General features: G+C 65.3%; 26 protein-coding genes and 1 other RNA gene. 13 read left to right on the top strand and 14 right to left on the bottom strand.

Annotation, left to right across the window (positions count from 1 at the left end; all coding sequences use genetic code 11):
* The first annotated feature begins 107 nt into the window (after positions 1–107).
* Both DVS29_RS19790 and DVS29_RS19785 read left to right on the top strand, forming a co-directional pair.
* A complete protein-coding gene (locus DVS29_RS19790; protein WP_118182280.1) occupies positions 108–1001 on the top strand; it encodes a glutamate/aspartate ABC transporter substrate-binding protein in 894 nt (297 codons plus the stop codon).
* 136 nt (positions 1002–1137) lie between these two features.
* On the top strand, positions 1138–1863 hold the full coding sequence (locus tag DVS29_RS19785) for an amino acid ABC transporter ATP-binding protein (protein WP_118182187.1): 726 nt from the start codon (positions 1138–1140) through the stop codon (positions 1861–1863).
* Positions 1864–1881: 18 nt separating this feature from the next.
* On the opposite strand, the gene DVS29_RS19780 is transcribed toward DVS29_RS19785, so the two are convergent.
* On the bottom strand, positions 1882–2802 hold the full coding sequence (locus DVS29_RS19780; RefSeq protein ID WP_118182186.1) for a class II glutamine amidotransferase: 921 nt from the start codon (positions 2800–2802) through the stop codon (positions 1882–1884).
* A 260-nt stretch (positions 2803–3062) separates the two neighbouring features.
* On the opposite strand from DVS29_RS19780, the gene pyrC reads away from it, so the two are divergent.
* From pyrC to rnpB, 3 genes are all read left to right on the top strand, one after another.
* Complete coding sequence (gene pyrC / locus DVS29_RS19775; RefSeq protein ID WP_118182185.1) at positions 3063–4133, top strand: dihydroorotase; 1071 nt, start codon at positions 3063–3065, stop codon at positions 4131–4133.
* Positions 4126–4953, top strand: a complete 828-nt coding sequence (locus DVS29_RS19770) for a DUF3025 domain-containing protein (RefSeq protein WP_240655697.1) — start codon at positions 4126–4128, stop codon at positions 4951–4953. Before pyrC ends, DVS29_RS19770 begins: the two co-directional genes overlap by 8 nt.
* Before the next feature lie 47 nt (positions 4954–5000).
* An RNA gene (gene rnpB, locus DVS29_RS19765) (RNase P RNA component class A) lies at positions 5001–5414 on the top strand.
* 99 nt (positions 5415–5513) lie between these two features.
* On the opposite strand, the gene DVS29_RS19760 is transcribed toward rnpB, so the two are convergent.
* Positions 5514–5936: an OsmC family protein gene (locus tag DVS29_RS19760; RefSeq protein WP_118182183.1), complete on the bottom strand. Its 423-nt coding sequence runs from the start codon at positions 5934–5936 to the stop codon at positions 5514–5516.
* A 680-nt stretch (positions 5937–6616) separates the two neighbouring features.
* Here DVS29_RS19760 and rplM point away from each other — a divergent pair.
* From rplM to erpA, 3 genes are all read left to right on the top strand, one after another.
* Positions 6617–7045: a 50S ribosomal protein L13 gene (rplM, locus tag DVS29_RS19755; RefSeq protein ID WP_028201949.1), complete on the top strand. Its 429-nt coding sequence runs from the start codon at positions 6617–6619 to the stop codon at positions 7043–7045.
* 11 nt (positions 7046–7056) lie between these two features.
* Positions 7057–7449, top strand: coding sequence for a 30S ribosomal protein S9 (gene rpsI, locus DVS29_RS19750; protein ID WP_118182182.1), 393 nt, complete (start codon positions 7057–7059; stop codon positions 7447–7449).
* A 211-nt stretch (positions 7450–7660) separates the two neighbouring features.
* Positions 7661–8026: an iron-sulfur cluster insertion protein ErpA gene (gene erpA / locus DVS29_RS19745; RefSeq protein ID WP_118182181.1), complete on the top strand. Its 366-nt coding sequence runs from the start codon at positions 7661–7663 to the stop codon at positions 8024–8026.
* A 114-nt stretch (positions 8027–8140) separates the two neighbouring features.
* Here the strand turns inward: erpA and DVS29_RS19740 are convergent, their stop codons facing one another.
* On the bottom strand, positions 8141–9271 hold the full coding sequence (locus tag DVS29_RS19740) for an anhydro-N-acetylmuramic acid kinase (RefSeq protein WP_118182180.1): 1131 nt from the start codon (positions 9269–9271) through the stop codon (positions 8141–8143).
* Positions 9272–9401: 130 nt separating this feature from the next.
* Here DVS29_RS19740 and tyrS point away from each other — a divergent pair, with 130 nt between their 5' ends.
* The 3 genes from tyrS (at position 9402) to DVS29_RS19725 (ending at position 11986) form a co-directional block, all read left to right on the top strand.
* The gene (gene tyrS, locus DVS29_RS19735) at positions 9402–10649 is read left to right on the top strand and encodes a tyrosine--tRNA ligase (protein WP_118182179.1); all 1248 of its coding nucleotides are present in this window, start codon (positions 9402–9404) and stop codon (positions 10647–10649) included.
* A 55-nt stretch (positions 10650–10704) separates the two neighbouring features.
* The gene (gene dtd / locus DVS29_RS19730) at positions 10705–11163 is read left to right on the top strand and encodes a D-aminoacyl-tRNA deacylase (RefSeq protein ID WP_118182178.1); all 459 of its coding nucleotides are present in this window, start codon (positions 10705–10707) and stop codon (positions 11161–11163) included.
* A 148-nt stretch (positions 11164–11311) separates the two neighbouring features.
* Positions 11312–11986, top strand: a complete 675-nt coding sequence (locus DVS29_RS19725) for a histidine phosphatase family protein (protein ID WP_118182177.1) — start codon at positions 11312–11314, stop codon at positions 11984–11986.
* A 43-nt stretch (positions 11987–12029) separates the two neighbouring features.
* Here the strand turns inward: DVS29_RS19725 and ruvB are convergent, their stop codons facing one another.
* The 8 genes from ruvB to DVS29_RS19685 form a co-directional block, all read right to left on the bottom strand.
* A complete protein-coding gene (ruvB, locus tag DVS29_RS19720) occupies positions 12030–13103 on the bottom strand; it encodes a Holliday junction branch migration DNA helicase RuvB (RefSeq protein WP_118182279.1) in 1074 nt (357 codons plus the stop codon).
* 145 nt (positions 13104–13248) lie between these two features.
* Positions 13249–13830: a Holliday junction branch migration protein RuvA gene (gene ruvA, locus DVS29_RS19715; RefSeq protein WP_118182176.1), complete on the bottom strand. Its 582-nt coding sequence runs from the start codon at positions 13828–13830 to the stop codon at positions 13249–13251.
* A 120-nt stretch (positions 13831–13950) separates the two neighbouring features.
* On the bottom strand, positions 13951–14493 hold the full coding sequence (gene ruvC, locus DVS29_RS19710; protein ID WP_118182175.1) for a crossover junction endodeoxyribonuclease RuvC: 543 nt from the start codon (positions 14491–14493) through the stop codon (positions 13951–13953).
* Positions 14494–14550: 57 nt separating this feature from the next.
* Entirely contained in the window at positions 14551–16116 is a 1566-nt protein-coding gene (gene purH, locus DVS29_RS19705) for a bifunctional phosphoribosylaminoimidazolecarboxamide formyltransferase/IMP cyclohydrolase (protein ID WP_118182174.1), read from the bottom strand.
* A 60-nt stretch (positions 16117–16176) separates the two neighbouring features.
* Positions 16177–16410, bottom strand: a complete 234-nt coding sequence (locus tag DVS29_RS19700) for a Fis family transcriptional regulator (protein ID WP_118182173.1) — start codon at positions 16408–16410, stop codon at positions 16177–16179.
* A complete protein-coding gene (dusB, locus tag DVS29_RS19695) occupies positions 16407–17468 on the bottom strand; it encodes a tRNA dihydrouridine synthase DusB (RefSeq protein ID WP_118182172.1) in 1062 nt (353 codons plus the stop codon). The genes DVS29_RS19700 and dusB overlap by 4 nt, the downstream gene beginning before the upstream one ends.
* A 231-nt stretch (positions 17469–17699) precedes the next feature.
* Positions 17700–19010, bottom strand: coding sequence for a UbiH/UbiF/VisC/COQ6 family ubiquinone biosynthesis hydroxylase (locus tag DVS29_RS19690; protein ID WP_118182171.1), 1311 nt, complete (start codon positions 19008–19010; stop codon positions 17700–17702).
* A gap of 31 nt (positions 19011–19041) precedes the next feature.
* Complete coding sequence (locus DVS29_RS19685; protein ID WP_118182170.1) at positions 19042–20442, bottom strand: aminopeptidase P N-terminal domain-containing protein; 1401 nt, start codon at positions 20440–20442, stop codon at positions 19042–19044.
* Between the two features lie 192 nt (positions 20443–20634).
* Between DVS29_RS19685 and DVS29_RS19680 the strand changes: the two genes are divergently transcribed.
* Positions 20635–21243 carry a glutathione S-transferase C-terminal domain-containing protein gene (locus tag DVS29_RS19680; protein ID WP_118182169.1) on the top strand — a complete coding sequence of 203 codons (609 nt, stop codon included), beginning with the start codon at positions 20635–20637 and terminating at the stop codon, positions 21241–21243.
* 44 nt (positions 21244–21287) lie between these two features.
* On the opposite strand, the gene DVS29_RS19675 is transcribed toward DVS29_RS19680, so the two are convergent.
* The 3 genes from DVS29_RS19675 to DVS29_RS19665 form a co-directional block, all read right to left on the bottom strand.
* On the bottom strand, positions 21288–22898 hold the full coding sequence (locus tag DVS29_RS19675; RefSeq protein WP_118182168.1) for an FMN-binding glutamate synthase family protein: 1611 nt from the start codon (positions 22896–22898) through the stop codon (positions 21288–21290).
* 130 nt (positions 22899–23028) lie between these two features.
* On the bottom strand, positions 23029–24168 hold the full coding sequence (gene mnmA / locus DVS29_RS19670; RefSeq protein WP_118182167.1) for a tRNA 2-thiouridine(34) synthase MnmA: 1140 nt from the start codon (positions 24166–24168) through the stop codon (positions 23029–23031).
* Positions 24165–24665: an NUDIX hydrolase gene (locus tag DVS29_RS19665; protein ID WP_118182166.1), complete on the bottom strand. Its 501-nt coding sequence runs from the start codon at positions 24663–24665 to the stop codon at positions 24165–24167. The genes mnmA and DVS29_RS19665 overlap by 4 nt, the downstream gene beginning before the upstream one ends.
* Before the next feature lie 281 nt (positions 24666–24946).
* Between DVS29_RS19665 and DVS29_RS19660 the strand changes: the two genes are divergently transcribed.
* Positions 24947–25057, top strand: a 111-nt coding sequence (locus tag DVS29_RS19660; protein WP_164707947.1) for a hypothetical protein, incomplete at its 3' end; no start/stop codon positions are given.

Below are 25057 nucleotides of genomic sequence, written 5' to 3'. Positions count from 1 at the left end.
GTGGGAGGCAGAACACGACGACATAGTCGACATGGTTAACATCCATGTCATGAACGCCGAGCGACTTGCTACACTTGCGCGACTCGGGCGACACAAAAGGGGACGACATGAGGGTGGTATGGGTCGCGCCATGGATGGCCGCCCTGACGCTGGTCGCGGCAACGGCATGCGCGCAGGAAGCCGGCACGCTGAAAAAGATCAAGGACACCGGCGTGATTTCGGTTGGCCATCGCGAGTCGTCGATTCCGTTCGCTTACTACGACAGCCAGCAGAACGTGATCGGCTACTCGACGGATTTCGCGTGGAAGATCGTCGACGCGATCCGGCAGAAGCTCGACATGCCTAACCTGAAGGTCAAGCTCGTTGCGATCACGCCGCAGAACCGCATCCCGCTCGTGCAGAACGGCACCGTCGATTTCGAATGCGGCTCGACCACCAACAATCTGGAGCGCCAGCAGCAGGTCGCGTTCTCCGACACGATCTTCGTGATCGGCACGCGGCTGATGACGAAGCGCGACTCCGGCGTCCACGACTGGAACGACCTGCGCGGCAAGACGGTGGTGACGACTGCCGGCACCACATCCGAACGTCTGCTGCGCAAGATGAACCAGGACCGCAGCATGGCGATGAACATCATCAGCGCGAAAGACCACGGTGAATCGTTTGCGACACTGTCATCGGGGCGCGCGGTCGCGTTCATGATGGACGATGCGCTGCTGGCCGGCGAGCGTGCGAAATCGAACAACCCGAACCAGTACGTGATTCTCGGCGCGCCGCAGTCGCGCGAAGCGTACGGCTGCATGATGCGCAAGAACGACGCGGAGTTCAAAAAGGTCGTGGACGCCGCAATCGCGAAAGTGGAGACGAGCGGCGAAGCCGATCAGATCTACCGGAAGTGGTTCGAGTCGCCGATTCCGCCGAACGGCCTCGACCTGGACTTTCCCGAGAACGACGACATCAAGGCCGTCTTCAAGAATCCGAACGACAGACCGATCGACTGACGCGCATCGTCATCGCATCGCGCGCGACCGGAATGCGCTCGACGCCCGGGGATTTTTGACCGCCGTGACGCCAGGGGCGCCGGGATGATACTGTTTGCCCATTTCGCATACGGATATCCGAACGGACAGGCGCAGCATGATCTCTCTCCAGAACGTCTCGAAGTGGTACGGCCAGTTTCAGGTGCTGACCGACTGCACGACCGAAGTCAAGAAAGGCGAGGTCGTCGTGGTATGCGGGCCGTCAGGCTCGGGCAAGTCCACGCTCATCAAGACCGTCAACGGACTGGAGCCGTTCCAGCAGGGCGAGATCGTCGTCGACGGCATGTCGGTCGGTGCGAAGGGCACCAATCTGTCGAAACTGCGTTCGCGCGTGGGCATGGTGTTCCAGCATTTCGAGCTGTTCCCGCATCTGTCGATCACGGAAAACCTGACGCTTGCGCAGATCAAGGTGTTGAACCGCCCGAAGGATGAGGCGGTCGCGAAGGCGCTGAAGCTGCTCGATCGCGTGGGCCTGCGCGCGCATGCCGAGAAGTTTCCGGCGCAACTGTCCGGCGGTCAGCAGCAACGCGTGGCGATCGCGCGGGCATTGTCGATGGACCCGGTCGCGATGCTGTTCGACGAGCCGACGTCCGCGCTCGATCCGGAAATGATCAACGAAGTGCTCGACGTGATGGTCGAGCTCGCGCAGGAAGGCATGACGATGATGTGCGTCACGCACGAGATGGGCTTCGCGAAGAAGGTCGCCCATCGCGTGATCTTCATGGACAAGGGCGTGATCGTCGAAGACGACCGCAAGGAAGATTTCTTCGCGAACCCGAAGTCGGATCGCGCGAAGGATTTCCTCGCGAAGATCCTGCATTGAACAGGACAGCGCCTTCCTTCAGGCGTTGACCGCTTCGCGGTCGTCGTCGGCTTCGATATCGATGCCGGCCGGCTCGACGAGTTTCGCGACCGTCGACGCCGAAGCCGATGCATCGCAGGCCGGGTTACGCAGTTTTTCCAGCACCGATTCCGGCACCGGCACGTTGGTGCGCGCGAGCACGTCGCCGCACTGGAACATCAGCAGGTCGCCGGGTGCGAATGCGGTCCACACTTCGTTGTCGGTGAGCGGCTGGGTGGCGATTACGGCCACGCGATCTTCGGGCGTCGTGTACTGCGCGAAGTCGATGGAGACATCCGCGTCGACGAGATGTGCGGTGGAGAACGGCCAGCTTCGCACGAGATAGTGCAGATGCGTCGAGCAATGCGCGAACAGCGCCTGGCCATTCGACATCAGGAAGTTGAACACGCCCGCCTGGGTGATCTCCGCGGTCAGTTCGGCCAATGCGCCGAAGAGTTCGCCCAGCGCCGGCTGCGTCGAGCCGGGGAAGTGCTTACGCAGCCCTTCCAGCAACGCGCAGAATGCCAGCTCGCTATCGGTGGTGCCGACCGGCTGATACACGCCGTTCAACGTCGGTGCGAAGTCTTTCAGGTCGCCGTTGTGCGCGAAGATCCAGTGACGGCCCCACAGCTCGCGCAAGAACGGATGGCAGTTTTCGAGCTGGATGTGGCCCTGGGTGGCCTTGCGGATATGCGCGATCGTGTTCTTCGACTTGATCGGATAGCGCTTGACCATGTCGGCGATCGGCGACGTGGCTGACGACTGATGGTCGATGAACAGGCGGCAGGCCTTGTCCTCGAAGAACGCGATGCCCCAGCCGTCAGCGTGGTGATCGGTGACGCCGCCGCGCGCCGCGAAACCGGTGAACGAGAACGTGACGTCCGTCGGCGCGGCGCAGTTCATTCCGAGAAGTTGGCACATGATGCGGATGCGAAGCGAAGGGCGGACCGCAAGCGCTTCACCGCGACCCGCTACAATATCGATACAGAAGGATAGCACCGCGCCGCATGGGGCAAACAGCGAAATAAATGGCCAAACCGGCCGCAATGTTGCGGTTTGTCCACGGCGGGCGCCTGGGCGGCAAACGTGTTGCCGCAGCGTCGCTCGTATTTTGCTCGTGCGCCGCTCACATGCGTAGCGCGCGACCCTCTCCCCGATCCCGTATTCGCTTCCTGCACGCCATGACTGCCACCACTGCTTCCACCGTTTCCCCGACCACGCTGACGCTCGCGCGTCCCGACGACTGGCACCTGCACGTGCGCGACGGCGCGATGCTCGCCGCCGTGCTGCCGCATACCGCGCGCCAGTTCGGCCGCGCGATCATCATGCCGAACCTGAAGCCGCCGGTGACTACCACCGAGATGGCGCGCGCGTATCGCGAGCGCATCGTCGCGGCGATTCCGGCGGGCGTGAAGTTCGAACCGCTGATGACGCTGTACCTGACCGACAACACGCCGTCCGACGAAATCCGCCGCGCGCGCGAAAGCGGCTTCGTGCACGGCGTGAAGCTGTATCCGGCCGGCGCGACCACCAACTCCGACGCAGGCGTGACGAACCTCGCGAAGTGCGCGAAGACGCTCGAAGCGATGCAGGACACTGGCATGCCGCTGCTGATCCACGGCGAAGTGACGGACTCGTCGATCGACCTGTTCGATCGCGAGAAGGTCTTCATCGATCGCGTGATGACGCCGCTGCGCCGCGATTTTCCGGGCCTCAAGGTCGTGTTCGAGCACATCACGACGAAAGATGCCGCCGACTACGTGCGCGACGCCGACGCGAAGCCGGGCATGCTCGGTGCGACGGTCACCGCGCATCATCTGCTGTACAACCGCAACGCGATCTTCCAGGGCGGCATCCGTCCGCACTACTACTGTCTGCCGGTGCTGAAGCGCGAGACGCATCGCGTCGCACTCGTCGAAGCGGCCACGTCCGGCAATCCGCGCTTCTTCCTCGGCACCGATAGTGCGCCGCATCCGAAGGGCTTGAAGGAGCACGCGTGCGGTTGCGCGGGCTGCTATACGGCGCTGCATGCGCTCGAGCTGTACGCGGAAGCATTTGATCAGGCTGGCGCGCTCGACAAGCTCGAAGCGTTCGCGAGCTTCTTCGGCGCGGACTTCTACGGTCTGCCGCGCAGCGCGGAAACGGTGACGCTGCGCCGCGAGCAATGGACGCTGCCCGCCGAAATCGAAGCTGGCGATACACCGGTCGTGCCACTGCGCGGCGGCGAACCGATCGGCTGGCGACTTGGCTGACACGCTTCCCGTCGATGCGCAGCCGTTCGCGCGCATCGACTGGCGAGACCCATGGTTCGCGCCGTTCGCTGAGCGCGGCACGCGCTGGCAGCAAGCGGCGCTCGCGAGCTACCGCGATCTGCTCGACTGCATGAACACCGACTCGCGCGTGGGCGGACAGTCCACAGGCCGCGGCATGCCGCTGCGCTTCATCGCGCAGGACGAGCTGCCCGAGGGCAGCGCCTACGAGGCGCACATCGCATCTACCGGCTCCGTGCCCACGCGCTACAACCTGCACGACTTCTTCAACGCGTCGATGTGGTTCGCGTTCCCGCGCATCAAGGCGGTGTTGAACGCGCGCCAGTCCGCGGCGATCGACGTGCTCGGCGTCGGTCCGACGCGTGGCGGCGAGCGCGATGCGCTCACGCTCTTCGACGAAAACGCGGTGCTGTTCATCTCCGCCGATCCGGGGTTGACGGCTGCGTTGCGTGCGTTCGACTGGCGCGCGCTGTTCGTCGCGCCGCGCGATGCATGGGGCACGCGCTGCGAGGTGCGCTGCCTTGGCCACGCGTTGCTCGAAAAGCTGATCGCGCCATACAAGGCCTGCACCGGGCACGCGTGGATCGTCGATGTGCCACCCGGGTATTTCGCGTGGCCCGCACCGCGGCGTGACGCGTGGGTGGACGCGGCGGTGAGCGGGGCGCTCGCGGGTTCGACCGAACTCCACGGCCGCGTGTTCGCGCCGTTGCCGGTGCTCGGCATTCCAGGCTGGTGGCCCGCGAACGAAGATCCAGCGTTCTATGACGACGCATCGGTTTTTCGCGCGGGGCGGCGGCGCTGACGCAGGCAGGCCGCGCGTACGTCGGCGATGGTAAAATTGCCGTCGGCAAAGTGGGCCAGGCAGTCGCGGCTTCGGCGGTTTCGATCGTCGGGGGCGAGGAAAGTCCGGACTCCACAGGGCAGGGTGATGGCTAACGGCCATCCGTGGCGACACGCGGAACAGGGCAACAGAGAACAGACCGCCGATGGCCCGGCGCAAGCCGGGATCAGGTAAGGGTGAAACGGTGCGGTAAGAGCGCACCGCGGCTGCGGCGACGCAGTCCGGCACGGTAACCTCCACCCGGAGCAATTCCAAGTAGGCTGGCTGGCATTTTCGAGATGCAGGACGGGGCCCCCGTCGCGTCAGCGGGTAGGAAGCTTGAGCGCGTCAGCAATGGCGCGCCTAGAGGAATGGCTGCCATGCGCGGCGCGCTTTCGGGCGCGGCGCGTGCACAGAATCCGGCTTATCGGCCCACTTTGTCGTTGAACAAAAAAAGCCGGCGTGCGATGGATGCACGCCGGCTTTTTGCATTTTCGTTTGCAACGCTTTGCGTCCCGGGCTCGCGGACGCATCGCTTCCCGTCAGATCGCGACGATATCGAACGAGTGCGTCAGTTCGGCCGTCTTCGCGAGCATGATCGACGCGGAGCAATACTTGTCGTGCGACAGGTTGATCGCGCGCTCGACTGTCGCCGGGTTGAGGTTGCGGCCGGTCACGGTGAAGTGGAAGTGGATCTTCGTGAAGACCTTCGGGTCTTCGCTCGCGCGATCGGCCTTCAGCGTCACCGAGCAGTCCACGATCTCCTGGCGGCTCTTCTTCAGGATCATCACGACGTCGTACGCCGTGCAGCCGCCCGTGCCGACCAGCACCATTTCCATCGGCCGCGGCGCGAGGTTGCGGCCGCCGCCATCGGGCGCGCCGTCCATCGAGACGAGGTGTCCGCTGCCCGTTTCGGCGGCGAATGCCATGCCGTCCTGGCCCATCCAGCTAACCTTGCATTCCATGCCTGTGCTCCATGCGCTGCGCGTCAATTCCGAGACGAGGATTGTAGTACGGGCCGTCGGCGCGCGCCCGCCACCCCGTAACGGCATGAAAACGGCTCGAAGCCTATTGTCTGCTGCGTCGCCGCATGGGCCTGAACTGGACCCGAAAACGCGTGTTTTAGGGGATTCCCTCTATCCGATGTGGCCCTGAAGTTCATCGGTGTCAGCGTATGTGATTGAATCTAAACCAGAAAGTCAAGGATATCGAAGGCCTGGAATGTATTTCACATTATGGTTGTTGTTTTCACGATGCAAATCTCCTTGCGTCGTACCAGGGTGACTACGTATAATCGTTTCCATTGGTTGTCGCGGTTCGGCAACCTCCGCATGTCTCCTCCACCCTCCTCTTGGTGGATTAAACCCGAACAACGCGTTCGGGTTTTTTTTCGTCCGGCGCAAGGCTTCAAGGCCGCTTTCTGCGTCCCGCTACGAGCATCGACGGGTGGCCGCCAGGCGCCCATCGCGCGATCCGATCGCAGGTTTTGACGGGCGGTCCCAATTTCCTTTATAATTCAGAGCTTTTCCGCATCATGCCCGCGGGAGAAGAACAGGGAGAGCCTGCACAAAGACGCTACGCTTAAAGATAGGCGTCACCACCAAGCAGGAAGAACACAGGGCACAGCACATTTTTTGGATCGATCATGAAGACTTTTTCCGCGAAAGCACATGAAGTGCAGCGCGAATGGTACGTGATTGACGCGACGGATAAGGTTCTCGGCCGTGTCGCCAGCGAAGTGGCACGCCGTCTTCGCGGCAAGCACAAGCCTGAATTTACCCCGCACGTCGACACCGGTGATTTCATCATCATCATCAACGCCGGCAAGCTGAAGGTCACGGGCAACAAGACCACGGACAAGAAGTACTATCGCCACTCGGGTTACCCGGGCGGTATCTACGAAACGACGTTCGGCAAGATGCAGGAACGCTTCCCGGGCCGCGCGCTCGAGAAGGCCGTGAAGGGCATGCTTCCGAAGGGTCCGCTCGGCTACGCGATGATCAAGAAGCTGAAGGTCTACGCTGAAGCAACGCACCCGCACTCGGCGCAACAGCCGAAGGCGCTCGAGATCTAAGGGGAGCCCACATGATCGGTAACTGGAATTACGGTACGGGCCGCCGCAAGAGCGCAGTCGCTCGTGTCTTCATCAAGTCGGGCAAGGGCGAGATCGTCGTGAACGGCAAGCCCATCGCTGACTATTTCTCGCGCGAAACGTCGCTGATGATCGTGCGTCAACCGCTGGAACTCACGAACCACGGCACGACGTTCGACATCAAGGTGAACGTGACGGGCGGCGGCGAAACCGGCCAGGCCGGCGCAGTTCGCCACGGCATCACGCGCGCGCTGATGGACTACGACGCAACGCTGAAGCCGGCACTGTCGAACGCTGGTTTCGTGACCCGCGATGCGCGTGAAGTGGAACGTAAGAAGGTCGGTTTCCACAAGGCACGCCGCAGGAAGCAGTTCTCGAAGCGTTAATCGCTTCGGCCGCTTCCGCCTCATGGCGGGAGCCGCTGCAAAAAGCCGCCTTCGCTCAAGCGCTGGCGGCTTTTTTCATGCTCGGGTTCATGCCCGACCGCCGGGCGGGTAGGGTGGAAAAAGTGCAAGAACCTGTTGATTTCATGGGCTTCAGCACGATATCTCGATAAGCCCTACAATTGCGGTTAGAAGTTATCTGGAGAGTTCCTACATGAACGCAGTCACCGACACCCCCGTGACCGAGATGCCGGCCCCGTTCGTCTTTACCGACGCGGCAGCAGAGAAGGTCAAGCAACTGATCGACGAGGAAGGCAACCCGGAGCTGAAGCTGCGCGTATTCGTGCAGGGCGGCGGCTGCTCGGGCTTCCAGTACGGTTTCACGTTCGATGAAACCACCAACGAAGACGACACCGTGATGAACAAGAGCGGCGTCCAGCTGCTGATCGACTCGATGAGCTACCAGTATCTGGTCGGCGCCGAGATCGACTACAAGGACGACCTCAACGGCGCGCAGTTCGTGATCAAGAACCCGAACGCCACGACCACCTGCGGTTGCGGCTCGTCGTTCTCGGTCTGAACTCAGCGGTCAGCGGTTCGACAAGCGGAACGGGGCTTCGGCCCCGTTTCTCGTTTTGGCGGCTGTTTTAGCCGCCACGGCCGGCAGTCCTCGAGTTCGCCGCGCTTATCGCGCTCATCGGGGATAAATCGCTCCCAGTACCCGCTCCCCAGCCGCGCCCGTCACCGCGGCCAGATTCCCCGGTTCGCGCGCTACGCAACGCATTGCGAGCCAGGCGAACGCGAACGGCTCGACCTGATGCGGCGGCACGCCGAGCGCATCGGTGGTCAACACCGGCACGCCGCTGACGCCGCTTTCGCCCAGCGCGGTCTGCAGCGCCTTCATCACCTCCGGATTGCGCGCCCCGCCGCCGCAGACATACACCGCGCGGCAGTCCGACGCGTGCCGCTCGATCTCGCGCGCGACCGTCACGCCGGTGAGCGCCGCGAGCGTCGCCTGAACATCCGCCGGAGCGACGGACGCAAACGGCTGCAGCTTCGCGTCGAGCCATCGCGGGTTGAACAGATCGCGTCCGGTGCTCTTGGGCGGCTGGAGCTCGAAGAAAGGCTCGTCGAGCAGCGCGTTCAGCAGCGGCCGGTCCACCTGTCCATGCGCGCCGAAATGGCCGCCCTGGTCGTACGGCTTGCCGATGTGACGCAGCGCCCATTCGTCGAGCAGCGCATTCGCGGGGCCGCAGTCGAAGCCGCGCACGCCGCCTTCGGCGCCGAGAATCGTGATGTTGCTGATCCCGCCGAGATTGCACACCACGCGGGTTTCGCCCGGCTTGCCAAATACCGTCGCATGGAACGCGGGCACGAGCGGCGCACCCTGGCCGCCGGCGGCGACGTCGCGGCTGCGGAAATCGGCGATCACGTCGACGTGCGTCATCTCCGCGAGCAGCGCCGGGTTGTTGATCTGCTTCGTGTAGCCCTTTTCCGGCCGATGCCTCACAGTCTGGCCATGCACGCCGATCGCGCGCACATCCGCCGCGGATTTCCCCGCGCAGCGCATCAGTTCGTGACAGCAGACTGTATAGCGCGCCGCCAGCGCGATCGCGGCAAGCGCTTCCCGTTCGATCTCGTTGTCGCCAGGGTGCTGAAGCGCGAAGAGCGCGTCGCGCAGTCCCTCCGAGAAGCCAACGAACGCATCGGCCAGCACCTTCGGCGGCTTGCCGCGCGTGAATTCGACGGCGATGCCGTCGACGCCATCCATGCTGGTGCCGGACATCAGCCCGAAATACACGCCGTCTGGGGTCGCTTGTGCCACCTTGCTGCTCCTTGCCGAAGTTCGATGCCAAAGGTTGTAGCAGATTATCCGCGCGCGCGGTGACCCTTCTTCCAGCCGCGTCGCGCCGCATCTATGGGACAATCCAGCTTTTGCGCTATCCCGTTCGAGCATGAGCACCGAGTCCACCGCCAAGCCCACTCCCGCATACCCGATCACCGACGAAGTCCGTCACGCGCTCGCCGTCACCAAACGCGGCGTCGACGAACTGCTGATCGAGGAAGAGTTCGCGCAGAAGCTCGCGAAGAGCGCAGCGACCGGCGTGCCGCTGCGGATCAAGCTCGGCCTTGACCCGACCGCACCTGATATCCACGTCGGTCACACCGTCGTGCTGAACAAGATGCGCCAGCTGCAGGACCTCGGTCACACGGTGATCTTCCTGATCGGTGATTTCACGTCGCTGATCGGCGACCCGTCGGGCCGCAACGCCACGCGCCCGCCGCTCACGCGCGAACAGATCGAGTCGAACGCGAAGACCTACTTCGAGCAGGCCGCGCTCGTGCTCGACCGCGAGAAGACCGAGATCCGCTACAACAGCGAATGGTCGATGCCGCTCGGCGCCGACGGCATGATCAAGCTCGCGTCGCGCTACACGGTCGCGCGCATTCTCGAGCGCGAAGATTTCACGAAGCGCTTCCAGGGCGGCGTGCCGATCTCGATCCACGAGTTTCTCTACCCGCTGATGCAGGGCTACGATTCGGTCGCGCTGAATGCCGACCTGGAGCTCGGCGGTACAGACCAGAAATTCAACCTGCTCGTCGGCCGCGAACTGCAGAAGCAGTACGGGCAGGAACAGCAGTGCATCCTGACGATGCCGCTGCTTGAAGGGCTCGACGGCGTCGAGAAGATGTCGAAGTCGAAGAACAACTACATCGGCATCAGCGAAAAGCCGGGCGACATGTTCGGCAAGCTGATGAGCATCTCGGACACGCTGATGTGGCGTTACTTCGAACTGCTGTCGTTCCGGCCGATGGACGAGATCGAGGGCTTCAAGCGCGAAATCGCGGCGGGCCGCAACCCGCGCGACTTCAAGGTGATGCTGGGCCAGGAGATCGTTGCACGCTTCCATTCGCCGGCCGATGCCGGGCGCGCGCTCGAAGACTTCAATCACCGCGCGAAGGGCGGCGTGCCGGACGACATTCCGTCGGTCACGCTGTCGGGCGCGCCACTCGCGATCGGGCAGATGCTGAAGCAGGCCGGTCTCGTGCCTTCGACGAGCGACGCGATGCGCAACATCGAGCAGGGCGGTGTGAAGATCGACGGTGTGACCGTCAGCGACAAAGCCTTGAAGATCGAAGCGGGCGAGTACGTCGTGCAGGTCGGCAAGCGCCGCTTCGCGCGCGTGACGCTCGGCGCGTGACCGGCGTGATGCGCGTGACCGGGGTGATTGCCTGCGCGAAGCTGGAGCGGCGCACGTGATCGCGCTGATCCAGCGCGTGAAGCGCGCCGACGTGCGCGTGGCCGATCGCGTAACGGGCGCGATCGAAGCGGGCCTGCTCGCGCTCGTCTGCGCGGAGCGCGGCGACACCGAAGCCGCCGCGGACCGGCTGCTCGCGAAGGTGCTCGGCTACCGCGTGTTCAGCGATGCGGCGGGCAAGATGAATCTGTCCGTGCAGAACATCGATGGCGCGGGGCGCGCGGGCGGCCTGCTGCTGGTGTCGCAGTTCACGCTCGCCGCCGACACGAACAGCGGCCTGCGTCCAAGCTTCACGCCCGCCGCCGCGCCTGACGAAGGCCGGCGTCTCTTCGACTATTTCGTTGCCGAGGCGCGCGGCCGCCATCCGATCGTCGAGACTGGCGAGTTCGGCGCCGACATGCAGGTGTCGCTCGTCAACGACGGGCCGGTGACTTTCTGGCTGCAGACGCAGCCTTGACTGCCCTTGAAGCACTCGCCTCGGTCGCATGATCGAGGAAGTTTCAAGAAGGGCGCCGAACGCGATTCACGCGTCAGCCCCGCGTTCTTGCGACAATGTCGCTTCGCCCAACGACACTCGAGCGTCCACGCGACGCCGTCCACTTCCCATGCCGACGCAGATTCTCTTCATCCGACACGGCGAGACCGACTGGAACCGAATCAAGCGGATCCAGGGGCACATCGATATTCCGCTTGCCGACAGCGGCATCGAGCAGGCGCGCCTGCTCGGGCAGCGCTTCGCAACTGAAGCGAAAGCGGGCGCGCGGATCGACGCCATCTATTCGAGCGACCTGCTGCGCGCGCAACAGACCGCACAGCCGATCGCCGATGCGCTGAAGCTGCCGCTGCAACTCGACGCCGGTCTGCGCGAGCGTTCGTATGGCGCGTTCCAGGGCTATGACAGCGATCAGGTTGCCGAGCGTTTCCCCGACGAATACGCGCACTGGCAAACGCGCGATCCGGGCTTCGCGCCGCCCGAAGGCGAATCGCAGCGCGCGTTCTATCACCGCGTGCTGCACGCGCTCGAGCCGATCGTCGCGGCGCATCCGGGCGGCCGGATCGTCGTCGTCGCGCACGGTGGCGTGCTCGACTGCGCACACCGGTTCGCGCGCGGCCTGACGCTCGATGCGCCGCGCGACTACGCGCTCCTGAACACGAGCGTGAACATCGTGGATTTCGATGACGGGAAGGCGACGATCGTGTCGTGGGCCGACGTCGTGCATCTGGGCGCAGCAGGCAGCGCGGACGACAACCTGAAACGGGTGCCTGAGCCAGGGCGCTGAACCGCGGCGGATTATCGCGGTTTGCGGCGGTATCAGGCTCGCCTTACGAGGACGTACCCGATTCCGGATCCCACAACCCGCGCACCGGGTTCGACGCATCCGGTGCGGCGAGCCCGAAGTGCCGGTAAGTGAGCATTGTGGCCACGCGACCACGCGGCGTGCGTTGCAGGAAGCCCTGCTGGATCAGATACGGTTCCAGCACGTCTTCGATCGTGTCGCGCTCTTCGCCGATTGCGGCCGCGAGATTGTCGACGCCGACCGGGCCGCCGTCGAACTTGTGCAGGATCGCTTCCAGCAGCTTGCGGTCCATCAGGTCGAAGCCGACCGGGTCCACGTCGAGCATCTTCAGCGCCGCATCCGCGACCGTCGCCGTGATGTTGCCGTCGGCCCTCACTTCCGCATAGTCGCGTACGCGACGCAGCAGCCGGTTGGCGATCCGCGGCGTACCACGCGAGCGCTTCGCGATTTCCAGCGCGCCATCAGGGTGAATCTGTGCGCCGAGCAGCGCCGCCGAGCGCCGCACGATGCGCGACAGCTCTTCGGCGTTATAGAACTCGAGCCGCGACACGATGCCGAAGCGGTCGCGTAGCGGATTGGTCAGCATGCCGGCGCGCGTGGTGGCGCCAACCAGCGTGAACGGTTGCAGATCGAGCTTCACGCTGCGCGCGGCCGGACCCTCGCCGATCATGATGTCGATCTGATAATCCTCGAGTGCCGGATACAGGATTTCCTCGACGACTGGCGACAGCCGATGGATTTCGTCGATGAACAGCACGTCGTTCGGTTCGAGGTTCGTCAGCAGCGCGGCGAGATCGCCCGCGCGTTCCAGCACCGGCCCCGAGGTCTGCCGCAGATTGACGCCCATTTCCCGCGCGATGATGTGCGCGAGCGTGGTCTTGCCGAGGCCCGGCGGCCCGAACAGCAGCACGTGATCGAGCGGTTCCGAGCGGCGCTTGGCCGCCTCGATGAAGATTTCGAGCTGGCCGCGCACCTTCTCCTGGCCGACGTACTCGTCGAGCTGGCGAGGGCGCAGCGCGCGCTCGAACGCTTCTTCGTTCGGCGATGCGGGCGTGGCGGCGATGATGCGCTCAGCGCCGAGTTTGTCGGTTTCGATCATGGCGGCCATTGTACCGCGCGGTGGCGGGTCGGAAAGCTGGCCGAACGGCGAGGTGTCGTCACACAGCGCGGCGTGCGATGCCCGTTTCCGAGCTCAGGCGTGCGATACCCGCAGCGAAAGGCGGAAGCCTCCCGCTGCCCGCACATCACGCCTTCGACAGCACTTTCAACGCGAGCTTGATGCCTTCGGACACACCGGTGCCCGCGGGAACGTTCTTGATCGCGGCGAGCCCTTCCTTCTCGGAGTAACCCAATGCCAGCAGCGCGTTCAGGATGTCCGAAGCATGATCCGAAGCCGACACCGCCGCGGCCGCCGCGCCGATGTCTGCGCCGAGCTTGCCTTTCAGTTCGAGCATCAGCCGCTCCGCCGTCTTCTTGCCGATGCCCGGCACCCGCGTCAGACGCGCGGCGTCCTGCAGCGTGACCGCCTGGGAGAGCTCGTGGACGCTCATGCCGGACAGCACCGCCAGCGCCATCCGCGCGCCGATACCGCTGATCTTCAGCAGCTCGCGGAAGGTCGCGCGTTCCTGCGCGGTGCCGAAGCCGTACAGCAGATGCGCGTCCTCGCGCACGATCAGTTGCGTGAGCAGCGTTACTTTCTCGCCGGTCGACGGCAGGTTGTAGAACGTGCTCATCGGCACGTCGATTTCGTAGCCGACACCGTTGCAGTCGACGAGCAGGTGCGGCGGATTCTTTTCCAGCAGGATGCCGGCGATACGACCGATCATGGCGGGTTGAACCGTGTGAAAGCGTGGAAGGGGGATGACGCGTGCGGCGGTAGCGGCGAGTGTAGCGCAGTGGCGGCGCGCGGGAGAGGCGCGACGTGCCGCGCGTACAAAGTGTGCAGCCTAGCCGATCAGCCGCCCGCGGCGCACGCGCAGGCCTTTCTTCGCAAGTGCCGGCGCGATGCCGCCGAGCGTGCTCAGCGTGCCGCCGCCGTGCGCGTGACAGATCGCCATGCCGAGCGCGTCGGCGGCGTCGGTGCCGGGTACGCCGGTGAGGTTCAGCAGGCGCACCACCATCTGCTGCATCTGCTCTTTGGTTGCGCGGCCGTAGCCGACCACCGCCTGCTTCAGTTGCAGTGCGGTGTATTCGGCCACCGGCACGCCGCCGGACACGAGCCCGCAGATCGCGGCGCCGCGCGCCTGGCCAAGCAGCAGCGTGGACTGCGGATTGACGTTGACGAACACCTTTTCGATGGCGGCCTGATCGGGCGCATGCTGGCGGATCAGCGTGGCCACGCCTTCGAAGATGGTGCCGAGGCGCGACGGCAGATCGGCGTCCGCCGTCTTGATCACGCCGCTCGCCACGTAGCTGAGCTGGTGACCGGATTGATCGATCACGCCGAAGCCGGTCACGCGCAGGCCGGGGTCGATGCCGAGAATTCTCATGGGTTGTGTTGCAGACTAGGTGCCTGCGAGTCTACAACGCCCACGGTGCCAATGGCATCAGTGACGGAAGTGACGAATGCCCGTCATGACCATCGCGATGTTGTGCTCGTCCGCGGCGGCGATCACTTCGTCGTCGCGCATCGAGCCGCCCGGCTGGATCACGCAGGTCGCGCCCGCGTTCACCACCACGTCGAGGCCGTCGCGGAACGGGAAGAACGCGTCCGACGCCACCGCGGTGCCCGAGAGCTTGAGGCCTGCGTTCTCGGCCTTGATGCTCGCGATGCGCGCCGAATCCACGCGGCTCATCTGGCCCGCGCCGACGCCCATCGTCATGCCGTTCGCGCAGAACACGATCGCGTTCGACTTCACGAACTTCGCGACGCGCCACGCGAACAGCAGGTCGTCCATCTCCTTCGGCGTGGGGTGGCGCTTCGTGACGACGCGCAGCTCGTGCGGCTGCACGTTCTTCGCGTCGAGCGACTGCACGAGCAGGCCGCCGCCCACGCGCTTCAGGTCGAACGCGTTGTGTCCGTCGCCGAGCGCGATCTCGAGCAGACGCACGTTCTGCTTCGCGCCGAACACCTGGCGCGCCGCGTCGCTGAACGACGGCGCGATCAGCACTTCGACGAACTGCTTCGCCACGGCCTGGGCCGCGGCTTCGTCCACTTCGCGGTTGAACGCGATGATGCCGCCGAACGCCGACGTCGGATCGGTCTGGAACGCCTTCGTATAGGCCTCGTGCGGACCGGCGCCGATCGCCACGCCGCACGGATTCGCGTGCTTGATGATCACGCAGGCGGGCGCATCGAAGGTCTTCACGCATTCCCACGCCGCGTCCGAATCGGCGATGTTGTTGTACGACAGTTCCTTGCCCTGCAGCTGGCGATAGTTCGCGAGCGCGCCCGCCGGCACCGAAATGTCGCGGTAGAACGCCGCGCTCTGATGCGGGTTCTCGCCGTAGCGCAGATCCTGCACCTTCTCGAACGCCGCATTGAGCGTGGCCGGGTAGGTGTTGCGCGACGAATGCTGCAGCGCTTCGGTCAGGCTCGTCAGGTAGTTCGTGATCGCGCCGTCGTATTGCGCGGTATGCGCGAACACCTTGGTGGCGAGACGGAAGTTCGTCTTGTAGCTGACCGTGTTCCTGCTGGTGCGCATTTCGTCGAGCACGCCCGCGTAGTCCGCCGGGTCGACGATCACCGTCACGTCGCGATGGTTCTTCGCGGCCGAGCGCAGCATCGTCGGGCCGCCAATGTCGATATTCTCGATCGCGTCTTCCAGCGAGCACTCCTCCTTCGACACCGTCTGCACGAACGGGTACAGGTTCACCACCAGCAGGTCGATGGTGGGGATGTCGTGCTTTTCGAGCGCGGCCATGTGCTCCGGCAGGTCACGGCGCGCGAGAATGCCGCCGTGCACCTTCGGGTGCAGCGTTTTCACGCGGCCGTCCAGCATTTCCGGAAAGCCCGTGTAGTCGGCCACTTCGGTGACGGGAAGGCCTGCGTCCGCGAGCAGTTTCGCGGTGCCGCCGGTCGACAGCAGCTTGACGCCGAGTTCCGACAGCGACTTTGCGAAATCGACGATGCCGGATTTGTCGGAGACGGAGAGGAGCGCTTGCTTGATCATGATGTGAGCGAAAAAGCCGAAAAGACGGGGCGGACGCGGAAGCGGCAGGAACGGCGGGGGTTACAGCAGCCCGTGCTGCTGCAGCTTCTTGCGCAACGTATTGCGGTTGATGCCGAGATATTCGGCGGCGAGCGACTGATTGCCGCCGGCCTGCTCGAGCACCACCTCGAGCATCGGTTTTTCGACGCACGAAATCACCATCTCATAGACGTCGTGCGGGTTGGAGCCGTCGAGATCCTGAAAGTACATATCCAGGCTGTCGCGGACACATTGTTCGATGTTGTGCTTGCTCATGCTGCTAGTCGGTCTGTTTGGTCCGGCTCGCCTTCGTTGTTGATGTCGTCCACGTACACGAGGCGCTCGGACAGCGCCTTCTGTGCGTCGAAGAATTCGTTGACGGCGAGCAGTTGGTCTCGCGTCGTGTCCAGCGTATTCATGCGGTGCCGGAACACGTTGGCGCCAGAAAGGCCGCGAGTGTACCAGCCGATGTGCTTGCGCGCAGTACGTACGCCCGTGAATTCGCCATAGAACGCGTAGTGATCTTCGAGATGCGCGTTCATGATCTGCTGGATTTCGTCGACACGCGGCGGCGGCAAGGTCTCGCCCGTCGCGAGGAAATGCGCGATTTCGCGGAACAGCCACGGACGCCCCTGCGCCGCGCGGCCGATCATGATCGCATCCGCGCCGGTGGCCGCGAGGACTTCGCGCGCGCGCTGCGGCGACACGATGTCGCCGTTCGCGACGACCGGAATACGGACCGCGGCCTTCACCGCGGCGATGGTGTCGTATTCGGCTTCACCGTGATAAAGATCGGCGCGCGTGCGGCCGTGCACGGTCAGCATCGAGATGCCGGAATCTTCGGCAATGCGCGCAACCGTCAGCGCGTTCTTGTTTTCGCGGTTCCAGCCCGTGCGAATTTTCAGCGTGACGGGCACCGCGTCCGGGCCGACGCCCACCGCCTCGACCACCGCGCGAACGATGCGCGCAACGAGCGGTTCGTTCTGCAGCAGCGCCGAACCCGCGGCGACATTGCAGACCTTCTTGGCCGGGCAGCCCATGTTGATGTCGATGATCTGCGCGCCGTTCGCGACGTTGTAGCGTGCCGCTTCCGCCATCATCTCGGGATCCGCGCCCGCGATCTGCACGGCGATCGGTTCGACCTCGCCCGTGTGATTCGCGCGGCGCATCGTCTTTTCGCTTTTCCACAGCTGAGCATTCGACGCGACCATCTCCGAGACCGCGTAACCCGCGCCCAGCTTCTTGCAGAGCTGGCGGAACGGCCGGTCGGTCACGCCCGCCATCGGGGCGACGAACAGGTTATTGCGCAGGTTGTGAGGGCCGAGAGTGAGCATGGCGCGAAGCGCCGGCAATGCCGGCGCGGCGAAAATGATGGAACGGGGAAACGGGCATTTTACCGTTAACCGGATAGGGCAGCGGACCGGATGCCGCGTTAAATCGTTAAATCTTCAGCGAAATTGTCACAGTGCAATGCAGCGTCGCTGCACGTCGCGCGATCTTTCGCACGCGCACACGACAGTCGGTGCGGCGTGCGGCGCCGGCTGTCGTTTTTACCTGAAGCGGGATTAACGGCGTTGCCCGAACATCATGTGACGGGCCAGCGCGGTCTTCATCGGCGGGACGAATTCGAGCGCCGTCAGCGCAAGCCCGCGCAGCGTGGCGAGCGCGGGGGCGTCGACGGTGAAGAGGCGCGCAAGGGTATCGGTCGCACCGATCGTCAGGCGCCGGTCGAGCGCGCGGCGTTGCGCGAACGCGGCCAGTGCGACTGGCGTCGCGCCGTGCACCGCGAGCGCGTCGGCGAGCGCGTGCGCGTCGCGCAGGCCAAGATTGAGCCCCTGGCCCGCGACCGGATGCAGCGTCTGCGCCGCATTGCCGATCGCGACGATGCGGCCTTTGACGAGCGCGTCGAGCGCATTGAGACCGAGCGGAAACGAAGCGCGTCCGCGGATCTGTGTGAAGCGGCCCATCCGGTCACCGAAGGCCGCGCCGAGCTCGGCGAGCAATGCTGCGTCGGTGAGCTGCATGCGACGCGCCGCTTCATCCGGCGTGCAGCACCAGACGAGCGCGTAGTCGCCGCCGCGCACGCCGCCCATCGGCAGCAGCGCGATCGGGCCTTCGCGGGTGAAGCGTTCCCATGCGACGTGCGGCTGCGGCGACGACACGCTGACGGTGCCGACGATCGCCGTCTGCCGGTAGTCGCGCGTCTCGACCTTGTGCGGGTGCGAGCCGGCCGCGCTGCTGTTGGCACCACTCGCGGCGTCGCCGCCCGCGCCATTCGCGGAGGCGCTTGCGCCATTCCCGGCACGCGGCTTGTCGCCGAAGAGCCCGCCTTCCGCGTTCACGAGAATGCGCGTGCGCAACTGCCGCGTCACGTGCGCGCTTTCGATCGGCAGCGTCACGCCGTCGTCCTGCTGGATGGGCGGCAACGCGGCGGTCGAGCGGAACCAGTGCGCCGGCGTCACGCGCACGGCTTCGGCGAGCGACTGCACGATCGAGCCGTAGCGCAGCACGTAGCCGAGCGCTGGCAGACCATGCTCGTCGTGCTCGATCAGCGTGCGGCCGAAATGACCGCGCTGCGATACGTGAATGCGCTGGATCGCGGTGGCATCGGACGGCCAGCGCAGCGGTTCGAGGATCACCCGGCTGCCGTGCGAGACCGCGATCGCGCGCGGATCGGCGGCGGCCTCTTCGGGTTCGCGCGCATCGACGAGCGCGACCGAAAGCGGCCGCGTCGCGCTGCGCCGCGCGAGCCAGCCCGCGAGCGCGAGGCCCACCGGACCCGCACCGACGATGGTCACGTCGAAATCGAACGGTGCCTGCGCGCTGTCATCAGCGGCGTCGCGCGAAGAAGATGAGGGAGAGGAAGCTTCGTTCATGGCTTGAGAATCATGCACGCGCGGTACGTCATCAGCTGCCGGCCGCGGCCTTCGCGTCGCGCATCAGCGCTTCGATCTCGTCCGCGTCCACCGGCACCTCGCGCGTCAGCAGCTCGCAGCCGTCCGGCGTAACCACGGCGTCGTCCTCGATGCGGATGCCGATGTCCCAGTAGCGCTCCGGCACGTCGTCGGCCGCGCGGATATAGAGACCCGGTTCGATGGTCAGCGCCATCGACGGTTTCAGTGTGCGCCACGGCGGCACGCCGTCCGCGTCGACCGGCACGCCGCGCTCGCGGTAGTCGCCGACGTCGTGCACGTCCATGCCGAGCCAGTGGCCGGTGCGATGCATATAGAAGCGGGCATACGCGCGCTCGGCGATCACATCGTCGACGGTCGAGAATTTCGTGCGGTCGACGATGCCCGTGTCGAGCAGGCCCTGCGCGAGCACGCGCACCGCGGCCTGGTGCGGCGCGTCGAACGTGACGCCGGGGCGGGTCGCGTCGACGGCGGCCTGCTGCGCGGCGAGCACGATGTCGTACAGCTCGCGCTGCGCCGGCGTGTAGCGGCCGCTCGCGGGAAACGTGCGGGTGATGTCGGACGCGTAGCCATCGAGTTCGCACGCGGCGTCGATCAGGATCAGGTCGCCGTCTTTCGCGACCGCGTTGCCCGCCGGGTAGTGCAGCACGCACGCGTTGGCGCCGGCCGCGACGATCGAACCGTACGCCGGCGACTGCGCGCCATGCTTGCGGAACGTATACAGCAGCTCGGCCTCGAGTTCGTACTCGCGGATGCCCGGCCGGCACACCGCCATCGCGCGCCGGTGCGCGAGCGCCGAGATATGCGCGGCGGCGCGCATGATCGCGATCTCGTGGGCGTCCTTGACGAGCCGCATGTCGTCCAGGAGCGGCGTCAGGTCGTGCGATGCCGCGGGCGCCATCACGCCGCTGCGCTCGCGCGCACGCACCGTGTCCAGCCAGCCGCGCACCTTGCCGTCGAACTCCGCTGAGGTGGACAGCGCGTAGTGCAGCGCCGGCTTGCCCGCGAGGATGCGCGGCAGTTCGCTATCGATGTCGTCGACCGGGAACGCGGCGTCGAGACCGAACGCATCGCGCGCGCCGTCGGGACCGAAGCGGAAGCCTTCCCAGGTTTCGCGCTCCACGTTCTTCGCGCGGCAGAACAGGATGGCGCGCGGCTCGCCCGCGGCGGCGCTCGCGTCCAGCACGAGCAGCGCTTCGGGCTCGGTGAAGCCGGTCAGATAGTAGAAGTAGCTGTCGTGCCGGTACGGGTAGTCCGCATCGCGATTGCGGATCGCTTCCGGCGCGGTGGGCACGAGGGCGACGCCGCCGCCCGCCGCCTGCAGCGCGGCAAGCACGCGCTCACGGCGCTGGCGATAGACGTCGATGGCGATGGTGAGTTCGGTCGGCTGGTTCATCGTGCGATTGTAGCGCTACATCCCTGTCCCGCCATCGTCCGTCCGGCCGACTCGACGCGCCGCCTCCAGCACCGCAATGTTGCAATCCATCCACACATGCGGTCCCGGATGCGGGGGAAAGATCGCCTGGGCACGCTTGGCGGGGCCGGAAGCAACGTATACTTTCGCCGGATTCCAATTGAGGCAGGTGTGATGAAACTCATCGGTTCGTACGGCAGCCCGTTCGTCCGCAAGGCGCGGATCGTGCTCGCCGAAAAGAAGATCGACTACAAGCTGGTGCTGGAAGACGTGTGGGCCGCGGAAACCGCCATCCACAACTTCAACCCGATCGGCAAGGTGCCGTGTCTCGTGATGGAAGACGGCGAGGCCGTGTTCGACTCGCGCGTGATCTGCGAGTACGTGGACACGCTGTCGCCGGTCGGCAAGCTGATCCCGCCGTCCGGGCGCGAACGCGTCGAGGTGCGCTGCTGGGAAGCGCTCGCGGATGGCGTGATGGACGCGGCCGTCTTGATGCGCCTCGAAGGCACGCTGCGCACGGAAGCGCAGCGTAGCGAAGCCTGGCTCGCGCGGCAGCGGCGCAAGGTCGACGAAGGGCTCGTCGCGATGTCGCAGGGACTCGGCGCGAAGCCATGGTGCGCGGGCAACCACTACACGCTCGCCGACGTCGCGGTGGGCTGCGCGCTCGGTTATCTCGACTTCCGCATGCCTGATCTCGGCTGGCGCGACCAGCATCCGAACCTGGACAGGCATTTCCAGAAACTGATGCAGCGCCAGTCGTTCATCGACACGATACCGGCCTGATTCCGCGCCGGCGCTCCGTCAAGGTCGGGCGGCGGCATCAGGCATCAAGCCGCCGCCGGCTCCAGATACGGCGCGAACGAATCGCTGCGCGCTACCGGCCACCACTTCTCGTACAGCGAGTAGCGGTAGCGGCCTTCCAGCAGGTCGCCCGGTTCCAGATACTTCAGCAGGTCCGACATCAGCCGCACTTCATGCGATGACACGCGCCGCACGATGTGATGCGCGCGCAGATCCGAAGGATGCTGCAATCCGGCGGCCTGCACGATCTCCTGCAGCGCGTGCAGCGTGTTGTGATGGAAGTTGAACACGCGGTCCGACTTGTCCGGCACGACGAGCGCGCGCTGACGCACCGGGTCCTGGGTCGCGACACCCGTCGGGCAGCGGCCGGTGTGGCAGGTCTGCGCCTGGATGCAGCCCACCGCGAACATGAAGCCGCGCGCCGCATTGACCCAGTCGGCGCCGATCGCGAGCGTGCGCGCGATGTCGAACGCGGTGATCATCTTGCCGCTCGCGCCAATGCGGATGCGGTCGCGCAGTCCAATGCCGACGAGCGTGTTGTGCACGAGCAGCAGTCCTTCCTGCAACGGCACGCCGATGTGATCGGTGAACTCGAGCGGCGCTGCGCCGGTGCCGCCTTCCGCGCCGTCCACGACGATGAAGTCCGGCAGGATGCCGGTCTCGAGCATCGCCTTCGCGATGCCGAAGAATTCCCACGGATGCCCGATGCACAGCTTGAAACCGGTCGGCTTGCCGCCCGACAGGTTGCGCAGCCGCTCGACGAATTCGAGCAGCCCGCGCGGCGTCGAGAATTCGGAGTGCGTGGCGGGCGAGATGCAGTCGCGGCCCATCGGCACGCCGCGCGTCTCCGCGATTTCCGGCGTGATCTTCGCGGCCGGCAGCACGCCACCGTGGCCCGGCTTCGCGCCCTGCGACAGCTTGATCTCGATCATCTTCACCTGCGGCTCGTGCGCCTGGCGCGCGAACCTGTCCGCGTTGAAGGTGCCGTCGTCGTTGCGGCAGCCGAAGTAGCCCGACGCGATTTCCCACACGATGTCGCCGCCATGCACGCGGTGGTACTTCGACATCGAGCCTTCGCCGGTGTCGTGCGCGAAATTGCCCTTCTTCGCGCCCAGGTTCAGCGACATGATCGCGTTCGCCGACAGCGAGCCGAAGCTCATTGCCGAGATGTTGAAGATCGACAGCGAGTAGGGGTGCGGGCGGTCCTTGCCGACGATGATGCGAAAGTCGTGGTCCGCGAGCTTCGTCGGCGCGAGCGAGTGGCTGATGAACTCATGGCCGACCGCCTTCACGTCGAGCTCGGTGCCGTACGGGCGGCTGTCCACGTCGTTCTTCGCGCGCTGGTAGACGATGCTGCGTTGCGCGCGCGAGAACGGCCGTTCCTCGGTATCGTCTTCGACGAAGTACTGGCGGATCTCCGGCCGGATGAACTCGAGCATGAACCGGAAGTGGCCCCACAGCGGATAGTTGCGCAGGATCGCGTGGCGCTCCTGCGTCAGGTCGAACACGCCGAGCGCGACGAGCAGCACTGGCACGATGATCCAGAACCACGACAGGTGCTGCAGCGCGGCGGCCGCCGCGCATGCGACGAGCAGTACGGTCGCGCACCACATCGCCAGATAGCGTCGAGAAAACATGGCACTCCTCTTGTTGTCGTCAGACGATGCGCGGCGTGGGGCGGGGCGTCGCCCGCGACCTGCGGGCGCCCGTCTGCTGCGCGATGCCGGGTGAAACGTGAAGCGTCGAGCGTGGTGAAGCGTATGTGGCTCAGCGCGCCGTTAGCAGCGCAGCCTGCGGCTTGTACGCCGCCGGCTGCGCAGTCGCCGCGTGCTCGATGATGCCGCCGCCGAGGCAAACGTCGCCATCGTAAAGCACGGCCGATTGACCTGGTGTGACAGCCCACTGCGCGTCGTCGAAATGGAGCTCGAAGAGGCCGTCGCTGGCCGTCGTGCGGAACGTGCAGGCCGCGTCGGCCTGGCGGTAGCGGGTCTTCGCGGCGCACGCGAAGCCGTCGGTGGGCGCGTAGCCCGCGACCCAGCTCAGGTTGCCCGCCGACAGCGAATGCGAGAGCAGCCACGGGTGGTCATGGCCCTGTGCGACATACAGCGTGTTCGACGGAATGTCCTTGCCCGCGACGAACCACGGCTCGCCACTGCCGTCCTTGCTGCCGCCAAGACCGATGCCCTTGCGCTGGCCGAACGTATAGAACGCGAGGCCGATATGCTCGCCGACGGTCTTGCCGTCGGTGGTCTTCATCGGGCCCGGTTTGGTGGGCAGGTAGCGGTTCAGGAAGTCGCGGAACGGCCGTTCGCCGATGAAGCAGATGCCGGTCGAGTCCTTCTTCTTCGCGTTCGGCAGGCCAATCTGCGCGGCGATCTCGCGCACCTTCGTCTTCGGGATCTCGCCGAGCGGGAACAGCGTTTTCGACAGCTGTGCCTGATTCAGCCGGTGCAGGAAGTACGACTGGTCTTTCGTGTGATCGAAGGCCTTCAGCAGTTCGAAACTGCCGTCGCGCTCACGCACCCGCGCGTAATGGCCGGTCGCGATGATTTCCGCGCCGAGCGACATCGCGTGGTCGAGGAACGCCTTGAACTTGATCTCGGCGTTGCACAGCACGTCCGGGTTCGGCGTGCGGCCGGCCGAGTACTCGCGCAGGAACTCCGCGAACACGCGGTCCTTGTATTCGGCGGCGAAGTTGACCGCTTCCACGTCGATGCCGATCAGGTCCGCGACGGAGACGACGTCGATCCAGTCCTGCCGCGTCGAGCAGTACTCGCTGTCGTCGTCGTCTTCCCAGTTCTTCATGAAGAGGCCGACGACGTCGTAACCCTGTTCCTTCAACAGCCATGCCGTCACGGACGAATCGACGCCGCCCGACATGCCGACCACTACTTTCTGCTTGCTCATGGGTTCTGCTCACTGCTTGACCGGGACGGCCCGACCGAGTGCGTGTGCACGAAGTCGAGCGGGAAACGCCGGCCCGCGAGGTAATCGTCGATGCACTGCATGACGAGCGGCGTGCGGTGCCGCTCGGGGCAGGCGCGCAGTTCGTCGGCAGTCATCCACAGCACCCGGACGATGTCCGGGTCGAGTGCGCGCCCGGCGATCTGCTCGCCCGCCGCGCCGCAATACGTGAAGCGCAGGTAGGTCGTGCCTTCGCGCTGCGGCCGCTCGAAGTGCGTCATGTAGATGCCGACCAGCGCCTGCGGCGCGAACGGATGCGCGGTTTCTTCGAGCGTTTCGCGAATCACCGCGTCGTGGAGCGACTCGCCGGCTTCGAGATGGCCGGCGGGCTGGTTCAGGCGCAGCCCGGCCGACGTGTGTTCTTCGATCACGAGAAAGCGCCCGTCGCGTTCGGCGATGGCCGCGACGGTCACGTGCGGGGCCCAGGTTTCCGGTTTCATGGATCGGCATTTTACCGTCTGGCGGCGCGGGCTGCCGGGCGCGCTGCCCGGGGCGTTGCGCGGAAGGTTCCGGCCCCGGCCCGTGCGATGCCCGCCGCATTGGGCACGCGTGAAAATTTGTACCGGGTTCCGCCCGATTGAGGTGCGTCCCCCGCTTTCGGTTAAAGTGGCACCGTAGCCGTTGCACCGCAAGCCGGCGAACCAGACAGGCATCGTCCGTCGTCGGCCCATCCCCACTTTGACGTTGTTTCGAAGAACAGAAAGGTCGAGGAGGATAGAAGATGCATATCGGAGTGCCTGCCGAGACGCGGGCGAACGAAACCCGCGTCGCCGCGACGCCCGAGACGGTGAAGAAATACGTCGCCCAGGGCCACCGGGTGACGGTCCAGCAG

It is taken from the genome of Paraburkholderia phosphatilytica, from assembly GCF_003443895.1.
GTDB classification, from domain to species: Bacteria; Pseudomonadota; Gammaproteobacteria; order Burkholderiales; family Burkholderiaceae; genus Paraburkholderia; species Paraburkholderia phosphatilytica.
This window is presented reverse-complemented; position numbering and strand designations above follow the sequence as displayed.